The 17409-nt window shown below is 70.6% G+C and carries 1 protein-coding gene (cut by both window edges); it reads right to left on the reverse strand.

This entire window lies inside a single protein-coding gene on the reverse strand: locus RJ03_RS23200, encoding a non-ribosomal peptide synthase/polyketide synthase. The 44049-nt coding sequence extends 12368 nt beyond the window's left edge and 14272 nt beyond its right edge, so the window shows coding positions 14273-31681 — codons 4758 (partial) to 10561 (partial); reading right to left, the first codon wholly in view occupies window positions 17405-17407. Both codon boundaries (start and stop) fall beyond the window edges.

The following is a 17409-nucleotide window of genomic DNA, read 5'->3' on the forward strand; positions in this document are numbered from 1 at the left end:
GCAGCTCGGCGAAGCTCGCGTTGCCGTCGATGCGGGTGCGGAACACCAGCGTGTTGACGAACATGCCGATCAGATCGTCGAGTTCGCGCTCACCACGTCCGGCGATCGGGGTGCCCACGGCGATATCGCCGGTCCCCGAGAGCCGCGAGAGCAGGACGGCCAGCGCCGCGTGCACGACCATGAACAGCGAGGCGTTGTTCGCGCGCGCCAGCTCGTGCAGGCGGGCGTGGCGCTGCGGGTCGATCTCGAAGCGAATCGCCTTGCCCTGGAACGACTGGGCCGGCGGACGCGGACGGTCGGTCGGCAGTTCCAGCTGATCCGGCAGCCCGTCGAGAGCCGTGGTCCAGTAGGCCACCTGCTGGGCGGCCAGCGATTCCGGGTCCTCCTCGGAGCCGAGCACCTCGCGCTGCCACAGCGCGTAATCGGCGTACTGCACCGGCAGCGGCGTCCACTGCGGCGCCTCACCCTGGACGCGTGCGGCGTAGGCCGCCATCAGATCACGGGCCAGCGGTCCCATCGAGGAACCGTCGGCGGCGACGTGGTGGACGGTGAACGCGAGGACGTGTTCCTCGGCCGCCTGGTCCCCGCCGGTGATCCGGAACAGCGCGACCTTCAGCGGCACCTCGGCGGTGACATCGAAGGTGGTCATCGCGAATTCGATGATGCGGTCCAGCAATTCGGACTCGTCGACCGCCACCGGCTCCAGCGGGGGCGCGGTTTCGGTCGCGGGCAGGATCACCTGGTGCGGGCCGTCCGCCGAACGCGGGTAGGTGGTGCGCAGCACCTCGTGGCGGGCCAGCACGTCACCGAGCGCGCGTTCCATGGCCGCGACGTCGAGGGCACCCGACAGCCGCACCGCGAGCGGAATGTTGTCCACCGCGGAGGTGGTGGTGTCGAACTGGTTGAGGAACCAGTAGCGCTGCTGCGCCGGTGAGAGCGGAATCCGTTGCGGCCGTTGCCCGGCCACCAGCTTCGGCCGGGTCCGGCCGGTTCCGGCGCCCTGCTCCAGGCGCGCGGCCAGGGCGGCGACGGTCGACGCCTCGAACAGATCGCGCACCGCCAGCTGGGTGTCGAGCGCGGCGCCCAGACGTGCGGTCACCTGGGTGGCGATCAGCGAGTTGCCGCCCAGTTCGAAGAAGTCGTCGTCGAGACCGACGCGGGTCACGCCGAGCACATCGCTGAACGTGCCGGCCACGATCTCCTCGATCGGGGTGGCCGGGGCGCGGAACTGCCGGGCCTCGAACACCGGCGCCGGCAGCGCCTTGCGGTCCAGCTTGCCGGAGGCGTTGAGCGGGAACGCGTCCAGCACCACGAACGCCGAGGGCACCATGTAGCCGGGCAGCGCCTCGCCGAGTTCGGTGCGCACCGCGTCGGCGTCGACCGTGGCGCCGATCGTGGGCACCACATAGGCGACCAGCTGATCGCCGAGCCGGTCGTCGGAGCGCACGACCACCACGGCCTGCGCGACCGCGTCGACCGCCACCAGCGCCGATTCGATCTCACCCAGTTCGATGCGCAGACCGCGCAACTTCACCTGGAAGTCGGTGCGGCCCAGGTATTCCAGTTCGCCGGAAGAGTTCCAGCGCACCAGGTCACCCGTGCGGTACATCCGCTCGCCGTCACCGAAGGGGTTGGCCACGAACCGATCCGAGGTCAGATCGGCACGCGCGACATATCCGCGCGCCAGCTGATCACCGGCCAGATACAGCTCACCCGCGACGCCGGTGGCGACCGGGTGCAACCGCGAATCCAGCACGTAGACACGGGTGTTCCACACCGGGCGGCCGATCGGCACCGCGACGGTGTCGACCTCGGTCACCTCGTGATAGGTGACGTCGACCGCGGCCTCGGTCGGGCCGTAGAGGTTGTGCAGCCGGGCGCCGGTCAGTTCGATCAGGCGCTGGGCGGTGACCGCGGGCAGCGCCTCACCGGAGGCGAACACCCGGCGCAGCGTCGTGCAGTCGGCGCCGGAGGCGTCCAGCGCGGCGACGAAGACCGACAGCATCGACGGCACGAAGTGCACGGTGGTGATGCGCTCGGCGTCGATCAGCTCCGCCAGATAGGCCGGATCGCGGTGGCCGTCGGGCTTGGCGACGACCAGGCGCGCACCGACCTGCAGCGGCCAGAAGAATTCCCACACCGACACGTCGAAGGTGGCGGGCGTCTTCTGCAGCACGACGTCGTCGAGGTAGAGGTCGTACTCGTCCTGCATCCAGGCCAGGCGGTTCACGATCGCGGCATGGCTGACGGCCACACCCTTCGGCCGCCCGGTGGAACCGGAGGTGAAGATCACGTAGGCGGTGTGCGCGGGCCGCAGCGGCGCGATGCGGTCGGCATCGGCCACCGGGTCGTCCGCGTACTCCGACAGCTCCAGGCCGTCGATCGCCAGGACCGGCACGTCCGGCCGCGCCGCGAGCGGGCTGTCCGCGGTGGTCAGCACGCAGACCGGATTCGCGGTCGCCAGTACGTATTCGGTGCGCTCGGCCGGGTGGTCGGGGTCCAGCGGCACATAGCCACCACCGGCGACGGTCACCGCGTACATGCCGATGACCAGTTCCAGCGAACGCCGCATATGCAGCGCCACCAGCGAATCCGGGCCCACGCCCTGCTCGATCAGGTGGCGAGCGAGCCGGTTCACCCGCGCCGCCAGCTCGCCGTAGGACAGAGTTGTCCCCTCGAACGTGAGCGCCGGTTCGTCGGGATCGCGTTCGACCTGCCTGTCGAACATCGAGGCCAGTGTCAGCGCGACGGTGCCGGCCGCCCGGCCGAGCACGACGCGGTCGACGTCGTAGGCGGTGGCGTTCCAGTTGTCGACGATGGTGCGGCGTTCGACGGCGTCGAGCAGGTCGATATCGCCGAGCGCGGCGGCCGGATCCGCGGTCACCGCGTCCAGCATCCGGACCAGGCGATCGGCGAAGGCCGCGACGGTCCGGGCATCGAACATGTCTGTGGCGTACGCCAATTCGGCCGACATACCCACGGAGGGGCCGGGCGCCGCATCGGACGCAGCGGAACCGTCGGCGGCGAAGCGCTCGGTGAGGTTCAGGTGCAGATCGAATTTCGCGGTCAGCACATCCAGCGGCAGGCCGCCGACCTCGAGATCCGGCAGTGCGAACGACGCCTCACCGGTGTTCTGGAACGACAGCATCACCTGGAACAGCGGATGCCGCGCCTGCGAACGCGCCGGATTCAGAATCTCCACCAGCCGTTCGAACGGCAGATCCGCATGCCCGAAGGCGGCGAGATCGGATTCCTTGGTGCGCGCGAGCAATTCGGTGAACGACATCGCCGGATCGACACTGCTGCGCAGCACCAGCGTGTTGACGAACATGCCGATGGCGTCGTCCAGCGCGGCCTCACCACGGCCGGCGACGGCGGTGCCGATGGCCAGATCGTCACTGCCGGACAACCGCGCCAGCAGCGCCGCGAAGGCCGCGTGCGTCACCATGAACAGGCTGGCGCCGTGGGTGCGGGCCAGCGCGTTGAGCCGGCGCACCAGCTCGGCGTCGAGCGAGAACTCGTGCACGCCACCGCGATACGAGGCGACCGCGGGACGCGGCCGGTCGGCGGGCAGATCCAGCTGCTCGGGCAGACCCGCCAGATGCTGCGACCAGTACGACACCTGCTGGGCGATCAGCGATTCCGGATCGTCCTCGGAACCGAGCGTTTCCCGTTGCCACAGGGCGTAATCGGCGTACTGCACCGGCAGCGGCGCCCACCCCGGCGCGGCGCCCTGCGAGCGCGCCGCGTAGGCGAGCATCACATCGCGGGCCAGCGGCCGCACCGACCAGCCGTCACCGGAGATGTGGTGGACGACGAAGACCAGCACGTAGTCCGGCGCCGGCTCGCCCGCGCCGTTGCCGCTCGCGTGCTCGACGCGGAACAGTTTGGCGCGCACCGGAACCGCGGCGGTGACGTCGAAGCCGGTGAGGACCAGCTCGCGCACGCGCTGGGGCAGTTGCGCCTCGGTCACCGGTTCGGCATCCAGTTCCACCGCGTCGCGGTCGGCCGGCAGGATCACCTGCACGCCCTGGCCTTCGGAGGTCTCCGGGTAGACCGTGCGCAGCACCTCGTGGCGTTCGATCACATCCGCGACGGCCTCGCGCAGGGCGTCGACGTCGAGCGCTCCGGTGAGCCGGACCGCCATCGGGATGTTGTTGACCGCGCTGGCGGTGTCGAAGCGGTTGAGGAACCACATCCGCTGCTGTGCCAGCGAGAGCGGAATCTCCTCCGGTCGCGGCCCCGCCACCAGGGCGCGGCGGCCACCGGAACCGGCGTGTGTCTCCAGCCGGGCGGCCAGCGCCGCCACGGTCGGCGCCTCGAACAGGGTCCGCACCGGGATGCGGGTGTTCAGCGCCTGGCCCAGGCGGGCGACCACCTGGGTGGCGATCAGCGAGTTGCCACCCAGTTCGAAGAAGTCGTCGTCGAGTCCGACCGGCCGCGTGTCGGTGTCGATGCCCAGCACCTCGGCGACGGTGGCGGCGACGATCTCCTCGACCGGCGTGGTCGGGGCGCGGAACTCCCGTGCCTCGAATTCCGGTGCGGGCAGCGCGCGCCGGTCCAGCTTGCCGTTCGCGCTGAGCGGCAGGGCGTCGAGCACGACGATCGCGGCCGGAACCATATAGGAGGGCAGCCGCGCCGCGAGCTGCGCGCGAACCGCGTCGACATCGATCTCACCGGCGCCGGCGGCGGGCACGACATAGCCGACCAGCTGTTCGCCGATCCGCTCGTCGGAACGCACCACGGCCACCGCCTGTGCGACCGAATCCTGTGCGGTGAGCGCGGATTCGATCTCGCCGAGCTCGATGCGCAGACCGCGCAACTTCACCTGGAAGTCGGTGCGGCCCATGTATTCGATGGCGCCGTCGGCGCCGCGGCGCACCAGGTCACCGGTGCGGTACATGCGGGAACCACTGCCGCCGAACGGATTCGCGACGAAGCGGTCCGCGGTCAGGTCGGTGCGGCCGAAGTAGCCGCGCGCCAGCTGCGCGCCGGCCAGATACAGCTCACCCGCGACACCGGCCGGAACCGGATGCAGCCGCGCGTCCAGGATGTAGGCCTGCGCGTTCCACACCGGCAGGCCGATCGGCACCGCGCCGGCGATATCCGCCGCGACCGGCATCGCGGTGGCGTGCACGGTGAATTCGGTGGGGCCGTACAGGTTGTGCAGTTCGGCGGTGCCGATGCGGCGGTAGGCCTGCGCGGCGTCGGCGGTGAACGCCTCACCCGCGATCAGCAGGGTGCGCAGCGACGACACCTCCGCGGCCGTACCCGCGTGCACGCTGTCGGAGAACACCGACAGCATCGACGGCACGAACGAGGTCATCGTGACCTGCTGGGCCGCGATCACCTCGGCGAGGTAGCCGGGATCACGGTGGCCGTCCGGCGCCGCGATCACCAGGCGCGCGCCGGTGGCGGTCGCACCGAACAACTCCCACACCGACACGTCGAAGGTCGGCGGCGTCTTGAACAGCACCACGTCATTCGCGCCGATGCCGTATTCGGCGGTGATCCAGCGGATCTGGTTCACCACCGCGGCCTGCGAGACCGCCACGCCCTTCGGCCGTCCGGTGGAGCCGGAGGTGAAGATCACGTAGGCGAGGTGCTCCGGCCGCAGCGGGGCACGCCGTTCGGTGTCGTCGAGTTCGCCGTCCGGGTAGCCGGACAGGTCCAGCTCGTCGATGCGCACGGCGGTCGCGGCACCCTCGAGCGCGCGATCGATGTCCGCGCCGTCGCGTGCGGTGGTGAGCACGGCGATCGGGGCGGCGGTGTCGACCACGTAGCGGATGCGTTCACCCGGCTGTTCCAGATCCAGCGGCACGTACGCGCCACCGGCCTCCAGCACCGCGTAGGCGGCCACGACGAGGTCGAGCGAACGCCGCACGGCCAGTGCCACGCGCGCGTCCGGGCCCACCCCCGCCTCGACCAGATACCGCGCGAGTCGCTGTGCCCGCGCCGCGAATTCGGCGTAGGTCAGCGTGACGCCGGCCTCCGGATCGACGACCGCGACCGCGTCCGGGGTCTGCTCGACCTGGGCGTGGAAATCGGCCAGCAGGGTGGTGACACCCTCGCGGCGCACCGGCAGATGGCGTGCGGTGTTGTTCCAGCCGCGCAGTTCCCGCGCCGCCTCGGCGGGAGCGAGCAGATCGATGTCGCCCACCCGGGCCGCCGGTTCGGCGACCACGGCGGACAGCACCCGCACCAGCCGATCGGCGAAGCCGGCGATCGTCGCGCCGTCGAAAAGGTCGGTGGCGTAGACGAATTCGGCGGTGATACCGGCCGCCACGGCGCCGTCGGCCGTCTCGGCGGTCTCCTCGGTGAGCACCAGCTGCAGATCGAATTTCGCGGTGTCGATCGGCAGTTCCACACCGCTCACCGTCAGCCCCGGCAGTTCCAGGGCGTTCTGGCCGGTGTTCTGGAACGACAGCATCACCTGGAACAACGGATGCCGCGCCTGCGAACGGGCCGGGTTCAGAATCTCCACCAGCCGCTCGAACGGGAGATCCGCATGCCCGAAGGCGGCGATATCGGTGCTGCGCACCGACTGCAGCAGATCGGTGAAGCTCGCGCCGCCGTCGATCTCGGTCCGCAACACCAGGGTGTTGACGAACATGCCGATCAGATCGTCGAGCGCGCGCTCACCGCGGCCGGCCACCGGCGTGCCGATGGCGATATCGGCCTCCCCGCTCAGCCGCGACAGCACCAGCGCCAGCGCCGCGTGCGTGACCATGAACATGGTCGCGCCGCGAGTGCGGGCCAGTTCGGCGAGCCGAGCGTGCACGTCGGCGTCGATGTGGAAGGTGTGCGTCGCGCCGCGGCCGGAGGCGACGGCCGGACGCGGCCGGTCGGCGGGCAGATCGAGCTGTTCGGGAACTCCGCGCAGTGCGTCGCGCCAGTATTCGATCTGGTCGGCGATCACCGATTCCGGATCGTCCTCGCGGCCGAGCACCTCGCGCTGCCAGAGCGCGAAGTCGGCGTACTGCACCGGCAGCGGCGCCCAGGCCGGTTCGCCACCCTCGACGCGCGCACCGTAGGCGGTCATCACGTCGCGGGTCAGCGGGCCCATCGAGAAGCCGTCGGCGGAGATGTGGTGCACCACCAGGGCCAGCACGTGTTCGGTCGGGCTCACCTCGAACAGCCGGGCCCGGAACGGCACCTCGACGGTGACGTCGAAGCCGGTGCCGACCAGCTCCGAAATCCGCTGCGGCAGTTCGGTTTCGGTGACGTCGATCGGCGTGAGATCGGGGATGACCTTCGAGGTCGGCACGATCTCCTGGTAGGCGGTCCCGTCCACCTCGGGGTAGCGGGTGCGCAGTGATTCGTGGCGCGCCAGCACATCGGCGACCGCGATCTGCAGTGCCTGCCGGTCCAGCAGACCCGACAGCCGCACCGCGGCCGGGATGTTGTCCACCGCGGATTCGGGATCGAAGCGGTTGAGGAACCACATCCGCTGCTGCGCCAGCGACAGCGGCACCAGCTCGGGCCGATGCTGCGGCACCAGCGCCGCGCGACCGCCCGCACCGGAACGGGTCTCGGCCCGCGCCGCCAGACCGGCGACGGTGGAGGCCTCGAAGATCTCGCGCACACCCAGCTGGGTATCCAGGGCCGAGGACAACCGCGCGGCCACCTGGGTGGCGATCAGCGAGTTGCCGCCGAGGGCGAAGAAATCGTCGTCCAGGCCGACCCGGTCCACGCCGAGCACCTCGGCGAAGGTGCCCGCGACGATCTGCTCCACCGGGGTGACCGGCGCGCGGAACACCGCCGCCTCGAACACCGGGGCGGGCAGCGCCTTGCGGTCCAGCTTGCCGGAGGCGTTGAGCGGGAATTCGTCGAGCACCATCACCAGCGCGGGCACCATGTAACCGGGCAGCTGCCGGCCCAGTTCCTCGCGCACCGCTTCGGCGTCGACCGGAAGGCCCGGTGTGGCAACGACATACGCCACCAGCTGATCGCCGGTGTGCTGGTCGCCGCGGACCACCACGACGGCCCGGTCGATCTCGTCGAGTCCGGTCAGCGCCGTCTCGATCTCGCCGAGTTCGATGCGCAGACCGCGCAACTTCACCTGGAAGTCGGTGCGCCCCAGGTAATCCAGTTCACCCTGTTCGTTCCAGGCCACCAGGTCGCCGGTGCGGTACATCCGCTCGCCGGCCGGGGCAGGACCGGTGGGCCCGGAGCCGGTAGCGGAGCGTGACCACGCAGGGCCCTCGGGACTGCCCCCGTCCGACCCAGCGAAGGGGTTGGCCACGAACCGGTCCGAGCTCAGGTCCGGACGCGTCACATAGCCGTGCGCGAGCTGGGCGCCCGCCAGATACAGCTCACCCGCGACACCCACCGGAACCGGCCGCAGACGCGAATCCAGCACGTAGACACGGGTGTTGAAGACGGGGCGGCCGATCGGCACGGAATCGACATCGGCATCGGTCACCTCGTGATAAGTGACGTCGACCGCGGCCTCGGTGGGGCCGTACAGGTTGTGCAGCGCGGCGCCGGTGAGCTCGCGCAGGCGCTGCGCCGACTTGGGCGCCAGCGCCTCACCGGAGGCGAAGACCAGGCGCAGCGTCGTGCATTGCGCGGCCGCCGCCTCGGCGACGAAGACCGCAAGCATCGACGGCACGAAGTGCGTCACGGTGACGCCCTCGCCGACGATCACCTCGGCCAGATAGGCCGGATCGCGATGGCCGTCGGGGCGCGCCACCACCAGCCGCGCGCCGATCTGCAAGGGCCAGAAGAACTCCCACACCGACACGTCGAAGGTCGCGGGCGTCTTCTGCAGCACCACATCGGCGGGGGTGAGGCCGTATTCGGCCTGCATCCACACCAGCCGGTTGACGATCGCCGCATGCGACACCGCGACGCCCTTGGGGCGGCCGGTGGAACCGGAGGTGAAGATCACGTACGCGGTGTTGGCCGGGCGCAGCGGGCCGCGGCGCTCCGCGTCGGTGATCGGCTCGATCGCGTAGCCCGACAGGTCCAGCAGGTCGATGCGCACCTGCGCGGTGTCGATGTCGATGTCGACACCGGAGGTCAGCACGCAGACCGGATCCGCCGTGGCCAGAATGTATTCGGTGCGCTCGGCCGGATGATCCGGATCCAGCGGCACATAGGCGCCACCGGCGGCGGTCACGGCGTACATGCCGACCACCAGATCGATCGAACGCCGCATACCGAGGGCCACGAAGGTGTCCGGGCCGACGCCGCGCTCGATCAGCCAGCGGGCCAGCGCATGCACCCGGGCCGCGAAGTCGGCGTAGGACAGACCTGTCCCCTCGAAGCTCACCGCGGTGGCGTCGGGGGTGCGTTCGACCTGCGCCTCGAACAGCGAGACCAGGGTGGCCGAGCCGTCGACCTCGTGGTCGGTCGCATTCCATTGCGACACCACGAGTTCACGTTCGGCGGGCTCGAGCAGTTCGATATCGCCGGCGCAGACCGCGGGTTCGCCCACGATGGTGGTGAGCACCCGCAGCAGCCGGTCGGCGATGCGGCGCACCGCGTTCTCGTCGAACAGGTCGCGCAGATAGCCGGCCCGGACCCGCAGGGTGGAGCCCAGCGAGGCGATCAGGCTCAGCGGGTAGTGGGTGGCGTCGGTGGCCTCGAGTCCGGCCACCGCCATACCGTCGATGTCGGCGGCCTGGCGCTGAATGCCCTCGGCATCCACCGGATAGGACTCGAACACCACCAGGGTGTCGAACAGTCCGCCGACGCCGATCGCGTCCTGGATATCGGCCAGGCCGAGGTAGTGGTGGTCGAGCAGATCCGCCTGCTCACCCTGGACCCGCGTGAGCAGCTGCTCCGCGGATTCGGCGGCATCCAGGCGCACCCGCACCGGCACGGTGTTGATGAACAAGCCGACCATGGACTCGACACCCGCCAGCTCCGGCGGGCGGCCCGAGACGGTGGTGCCGAACACCACGTCGTCACGGCCGGTCATGCGGCCCAGGACGATGCCCCAGGCCGTCTGCAGCACGGTGTTGGCGGTGACGCCCAGTCGCGCGGCGAATTCGGTCAGCCGGGCGGTCTGCGCGGTGTCGAGTTCGAAGACGTACTCGTCCGACAGCGCGGTGATCTCGCGACCGGCATCGGGACGCGCCAGCAGGGTCGGCTCGGAGATGCCGGCGAGGGCATCGGTCCACGCCGCCAGCGAGGCCGAATGATCCTGCTGGGCAACCCATTCCAGGAAATGCCGGTAGGAGCGCACCGCGGGCAGCGCGCCGGAGTCGGCGTGCGTGGCGTAGAGCACCAGCAGATCCCGCATGAGCAGCGGCATCGACCAGCCGTCGAGCAGGATGTGGTGGTTCGAGACGACCAGCGACCAGCGCTGCTCGGCCACCCGGATCAGGGTGAACCGGATCAGCGGCGGCGCGGCCAGGTCGAAGCGGCGGGTCCGGTCGGCCTCGATCAGATCCGCGGCCTCGCCGGTCTCGCGGCGGTCGTGTTCGGCCCACGTCGCCCGCACGCCGTCCAGCACGACCTGCACCGGATGCCCTTGCGCGTCGGTGACGAAGGCCGTGCGCAGCGTCTCGTACCGATCGATCAGAGCCTGTGCGGCACTGCGCAACCGGGCCGGATCGACGCGGCCGGTGAGGTCGAGAACGGCCTGACCGGTGTAGACGTCGACGGAGGCGGCGGCCAGTTCGGCGTGGAACAGCAGACCGGCCTGCAGCGAGGACAGCGGCCACACCTGCGAGATCTCACCGAAGCGCCGCTCCCAGCCCTCGATATCGCTCTGGCCGACGCGCACCAGCGGGAAGTCCGACGGGGTGTGCCCGCCCGCACCGGCCGATTCCGCGTGTCGCGCAACAGCTTCCAGCGCCCGCGTCCACAGTTCGCCGAATTCGCGCACGGCGTCGGCGTCGAGCAGCGTGGTCGGATAGCCGATCCGCGCGGTCAGCCGGTCGCCGACGACGATGGCGTTGATGTCCAGCGGCGCCATCGCCGGCATGTCGGCGTCGTAGTCGCCGGCCAGTTCGCCGAGTTCCGGGGCGGGAATCCAGCCGAAACCGCGCAGCGCCTCGGGCACCGCGTTGTCGGAGACCCGGCCCAGGTAGTTGAAGCTGACCTGGCCCGGCATCTGCTCGGGCAGCTGGTTGGCCGTGCGCGGGTTCAGGTAGCGCAGCATGCCGTAGCCCAGGCCCTTGTCGGGCACGGCCAGCAGCTGTTCCTTGACCGCCTTCACGACCCGGCCCATCGCCGGGCCGCCGGTCAGCGCCGCGTCGATGTCGAGACCCGACAGGTCGAAGCGGACCGGGAAGATCGCGGTGAACCAGCCGACCGTGCGGGACAGATCCGCGCCCGGCACGACGTCCTCTTCGCGGCCGTGACCCTCGAGGCGCACCAGCGCACTGTCGGCCCGGTCGTCCGAACCGGCGTGCGCGGCACGCCATTTCGCGACGGCCAGCACCAGCGCGGCCAGCAGGCCGTCGTTGATTCCGCCGTGGTAGAGCGCCGGCACCGCGGTCAGCAGGGACTTGGTGACCTCCGGCGAGACCTCGACCTCGACCTTGCCGGCGACCCCGGCCACATCGACGGCGGGATCGAACGGCCGCTCGGTGAGCAGCGGGTCCGGGCCGTCGACGACCGCACGCCACCAGTCGAGTTCGGCATCGCGGTCGGCGGCGGCGCGCTCGAGCGCATGCGACCAGGTGCGCATGCTGGTCGGCGGCGCGGCCAGCTCGGGGGTCTGCCCTGCCGAGAGCTGTCCCCAGGCGGTGACGAAGTCGGGCACCAGGATGCGCCACGACACACCGTCGATGACGAGGTGGTGGGCGGCCACGATCAGGCGTCCGGCCCGGTCGGCGGCCGAGGGCTCCAGCCAGGCGAAGCGCACGACCACACCGGCCTCCGGATCGAGCCGGTCCAGGCTCGCGTCCAGGGCCGTGGTCGCGATCTCGAACAGTTCCGAATCGGTTGCGGCGGCGTCGAATTCGGTGTGATCGAGCAGTGACTCGACATCGACGCTGCCCGGTGCGGCGGTCTCCACGATCCATTCCGCACCCGCGTGCCGGCGCAGCCGCGCCCGCAGCATGTCGTGGCGATCCACGACGGCGGCGACGGTGGCCAGCACCCCGGCCCGGTCGATGCCGATCGGCAGTTCCAGGGCCAGCGCCTGATGGAACCGGCCGAACGAACCCGACCGCTCCACCATGAACCGGGCCACCGGAGTCAGCGGCATGGTGCCGACGCCGCCGCCGGGCAGCTCGGCCAGCACCGGCACCGAATCACCCTGTCCCGCAGCGGATTCGGCGACCATCGCCAGTCCGGACACGGTGCGCTGTTCGAAGACGTCGCGCGGGCTGAACACCACGCCGCGCGCCTTGGCCCGCGACACCAGCTGGATGGAGACGATCGAATCGCCGCCCAGCGCGAAGAAGGAATCGTCGACGCCGACGCGTTCGATGCCCAGCACCTCGGCGAACACCTCGGCGATGGCCTGCTCCACCGGCGTGCGCGGTGCGCGGAAGGTGGTATCGGTGGCGAACTCCGGTTCCGGCAGCGCCTTGCGATCGAGCTTGCCGGCCGGGGTCAGCGGCACCCGGTCGATGACCATGATCGAGGACGGCACCATGTAGCCGGGCAGGCGCTGTTCCAGATGCGCCGTCACATCCGCGACGTCGATCGACGCGCCCGGGACCGCGACGACGTACGACACCAGCGAGGTGGCGCCCGCGCCGCGGGTGTGACCCACCGTCACCGCGAAATCGACGGAATCGTGAGCGGTGAGCGCGGCGTCGATCTCACCCAGTTCGATGCGGAAACCGCGCACCTTGACCTGGAAGTCGGAACGGCCGACGTATTCGACCTCGCCGGTGTGGTTCCACCGCACCACGTCACCGGTGCGGTACATCCGCTGTCCGGGTGCGTAGGGGTTGGCCACGAAGCGTTCGGCGGTCAGGCTCGCCCGCGCGTGATAGCCGCGGGCCAGCTGCACACCGGACAGATACAGCTCACCCGCGACACCCACCGGAACCGGCCGCAACCGGGCGTCGAGGACGAGCGACTGCATACCGCGGATCGGGCCGCCGATGGTGACCGGATCGCCCGCGGCCAGCGGATCGCTGATGTTGGTGGCGATGGTCGCCTCGGTCGGGCCGTAGGCGTTGTGGAACCGGCGCGGCGACCCGTCCGGGGTCACCGACCACTTGGCGACCTGCTCGGCGGTAACCGCCTCACCACCGGCGATGACGACCCGCATCCCGGCCAGATCGGCGGGATCGAGGGTGGCCAGCACGGACGGGGTGATCAGGGCGTGGGTGACGCCCTCACGGGCGATCAGCTCACCGAGTTCGCTGCCGCCGTAGGTGCCCGGCGGCACCACGACCAGCGCACCGCCCGCACCGACGGCGAGCAGGAACTCCAGAATCGAGGCGTCGAAGCTGGGCGAGGCGAAATGCAGTGCGCGCGAATCGGCATCGAGCCGGTAGCGCTCGTTCTGTTCGGCGCGGAAGTTCGCCAGGCCGGCGTGGGTGACCACCACGCCCTTGGGCACACCGGTGGAACCGGAGGTGTAGATGACGTAGGCCGGATGCTCGACACGCAGCGGGCGCACCCGGTCGGCGTCGGTGATCGCGGCGGCGTCGTAACCGTCGATGTCGAGCTCGTCGAGAACCAGCCAGTCCACCGACTCCGGCAGATCGTCGCGCACCGAGGCCACGGTCAGGCCGACGGGCGAACCCGAATCGGTGACCATGTGGTCGATGCGGTCGGCCGGGTACGCGGGGTCGATCGGCACGAACGCCGCACCCGACTTGGTCACCGCCCATTCGGCCAGATAGCTCTCGGCCGAGCGCGGCACGGCCACCGCGACCAGGTCCTCGGTGCCGATCCCGCGTTCGATCAGCAAGCGCGCCAAGCGGTTCGACCGCTCGTCGAGTTCCCGGTAGGTGAGGGTGCGCCCGTCGGCGATCACCGCGGGAGCCTGCGGGTCGCGGCCCGCGGCCTCGGCCAGCAGCTGCGGCAGGGTCGCCGCCGCGATCGCCGGGCCGCCCGTGCGCGCGAGCAGGTCCGCGCGTTCGGACGCCTCGAGGATGTCGACCGCGCCGACGGCGATGCGCGGATCGGTGGCCACCGCCCGCAGCACCCGGATCCAGCGATCGGCGATTTCCGAGGCGGTCTGCTCGTCGAACAGATCGGTGGCGTAGACGAGGTTCAGCGCCATGCCGTTGGCGGCCGCACCGTCGGCGTCGCCGACCCGTTCCGACAGCGTGAACTGCAGGTCGAAGCGGGCGATGTTCTCCTCGCGCTCGACCGTGGACACGGTCAGGCCCGGCAGCTCGAGGCTCGCGCGGTCGAGGTTCTGGAAGGCCAGCATCACCTGGAACAGCGGGTTGCGGGCCTGCGAGCGCTCCGGCGCCAGCAGTTCCACCAGCCGCTCGAACGGCACGTCGGCATTGCCGAAGGCCTCGAGGTCGGTGTGGCGGACCCGCTCCAGCAGTCCGGTGAACGACTCGTCGGGGTCGATGCCGGTCCGCAGCACCAGGGTGTTGACGAACATGCCGACCAGATCGTCGAGCGCGGCTTCACCGCGGCCGGCGATCGGGGTGCCGACGGCGATGTCCTCGGTACCCGACAGATGTCCCAGCAGGACGGCCAGGGCCGCGTGCATCACCATGAACAGCGACGAACCCTGTTCGCGCGCAACGCCTTCCAGTGCGCCGATCAGCTCGGGCGTCAGAGTGCGATGCAGTTCTGCACCGCGCAGCGAGGCGATCGCCGGGCGCGGGCGGTCGGCGGGCAGGGTGAGCTCTTCCGGAATTCCGGACAGCGAGCGCTGCCAGTAGTCGACCTGGCCGGCCAGCAGCGACTGCGGATCGTCCTCCGAGCCCAGCACCTCGCGCTGCCAGATCGCGAAATCGGCGTACTGCACCTCGAGCGGCGCCCAGCCGGGGGCACTGCCCTGGGTGCGGGCGGTGTAGGCGGTCATCACGTCGCGGGCAAGCGGGGTCATCGAGAACCCGTCGGCGGCGATGTGGTGCACGACCACGACCAGCACGTGTTCGTCGCTGTGCACCTGGAACAGCCGGGCGCGCAGCGGAACCTGTTCGGCGACATCGAATCCCGCGGACGCGAAATCGGTCACCGCGGTGGTCAGATCGGCATCCGAGACCGGGTAGGCGCGCAGATCCAGCACGATCTGCTCGGCCGGCACCACCAACTGCATCGGCGTGCCGCCGTGCTCCGGGTAGCGGGTGCGCAGCGACTCGTGCCGGCGCACCACGTCGAAGACGGCCAATTCCAATGCGGCCGTGTCGAGTTCACCGGAGAGCCGGACCACCAGCGGCAGGTTGTAGGCCGCCGAGGAGGTGTCGTACTGGTTCAGGAACCACATGCGCTGCTGTGCGAACGACAGCGGCACCGGTTCCGCGGCGGCGCGCGCGCGGGCGATCAGGCGCGGGCGCGCCTCGCCGCCGGTGTGCGTTTCCAGCCGCGCGGCCAGCGACTCCACGGTCGAGGCCTCGAACAGCGCGCGCACACCGACCGTCGTGCCCAGCGCGGCCCCGATACGGGAGACGACGCGGGTGGCGATGAGCGAGTTGCCGCCCAGATCGAAGAAGTCGTCGTCGAGCCCGACCCGTTCCACGTCGAGCACCTCGGCGAAGACCGCGGCCACGATCTCCTGGACCGGAGTCTCGGCGGCCCGGAAGGCGCGCGACTGCACCGCGGGGGCGGGCAGGGCGCGACGGTCCAGTTTGCCGTTGACGGTCAGCGGAATGCGGTCCAGCACCACGAACGCCGAGGGCACCATGTACGCGGGCAGTCGTTCGGCCGCACCGTCGCGCACGACGTCCAGCGCCGGTTCGGTCTGTCCGGCCGGGGGCACCACATAGGCGACGATGCGCTGGTCGCCCGGCTGGTCCTCGCGCACGACGACCGCGGCCTGCGCGATCCCCGGCTGGGCCAGCACCGCGGCCTCGATCTCGCCGAGTTCGATGCGGAAACCGCGCACCTTGACCTGATCATCGGCGCGGCCCAGATATTCGAGTTCCCCGAAGCGGTTCCAGCGCGCCACGTCACCGGAGCGGTACAGCAGCGTCCCGGGCTCACCCAGCGGATCGGCGACGAAGCGGGCCGCGGTCAGATCCGGGCGGCCCAGATAGCCGCGCGCCAACTGCGGACCGGCGACATACATCTCGCCGGCGACGCCGACCGGAACCGGATGCAGCCGGTCGTCGAGTACGTACACCCGCAGTCCGGCGATGGCCCGGCCGACCACCGAACCCGTTGCCGCGGCGATGGTTTCGGCATCGAGCACCCGATGCGAGACGTGCACCGTGGTCTCGGTGATGCCGTACATGTTGACCAGTCGCGGCGCCGTGTCGCCGTGGCGGGCCACCCAGTCCGCGAGCCGGCGCAGCTCGAGCGCCTCACCGCCGAAGACCACATAGCGCAGGGCCAGCGGCCGGCCACCGGCCAGGCGATCGGCCTCGGCCAGCTGATAGAACGCCGAGGGGGTCTGGTTGAGCACCGTCACCCGTTCGCGGCGCAGCAGTTCCAGGAACTGCTCGGGCGAGCGCGAGGTGTAGTAGTCGACCACGACCAGCGTGCCGCCGAACAGCAGCGGACCCCAGATCTCCCACACCGAGAAGTCGAAGGCGAAGGAGTGGAACATCGTCCACACGTCGTCGGCGCCGAAACCGAACTCGCGATCGGTGTTGCCGAACAGCCGCACCACGTTCCGGTGCGCGACCGCCACACCCTTGGGGCGGCCGGTCGAGCCGGAGGTGTAGATGACGTAGGCGATATTGCTCGCCGACAGCGGCGCGTTGCGATCGGCATCGGTGATCGGGCCCTCACCCGCGTCCACCAATTCCGGTGTCTCCGCGCCGAATCCGTCCATCAGCACGGTCGGCAGGCCGGTCGGCAGCTCCACCTCGGTGCCGCCGTCCACGATCACCCCGGCCGGACGCGAATCCGCGAGCACGTAGGCGATGCGTTCGGCCGGATAGCTCGGATCGATCGGCACGTATCCCGCGCCGGACTTGACGACCGCCAGCAGGGCGACGACCAGATCCAGCGAGCGCGGCAGCACCACCGCGACCAGCGTCTCGGGTCCGGCGCCGTCGGCGATCAGCCTGCGCGCCAACTGGTTCGCGCGCCGATCCAGTTCCGCGTAGGTGAGCTGATCGGCGCCGAACTTCGCCGCCACCCGGTCGCCGTGCTCGGCGACCGCGGCGTCGAACAGATCCGACAGCGTCACGGCCCGGTCGGCGAACCGCCCGGCGCCGCCGTCCTCGCCGGCCGAGACCCAGCGCTGCGAGACGTCCAGGCGTTCGCCCTCGCCGAGCAGATCGATATCGCCCACCACCGCGGTGGCGTCTTCGGCGACACTGCCCTCGGTGACACTGCGCAGGATCCGCAGCAGGCGGTCGGAGAAGGCGGCGACGGTCTCCGGATCGAACAGATCGGTGGCGTAGG

The sequence above is a fragment of the Nocardia aobensis NBRC 100429 genome (genome assembly GCF_000308375.1).
GTDB classification, from domain to species: Bacteria; Actinomycetota; Actinomycetes; order Mycobacteriales; family Mycobacteriaceae; genus Nocardia; species Nocardia aobensis.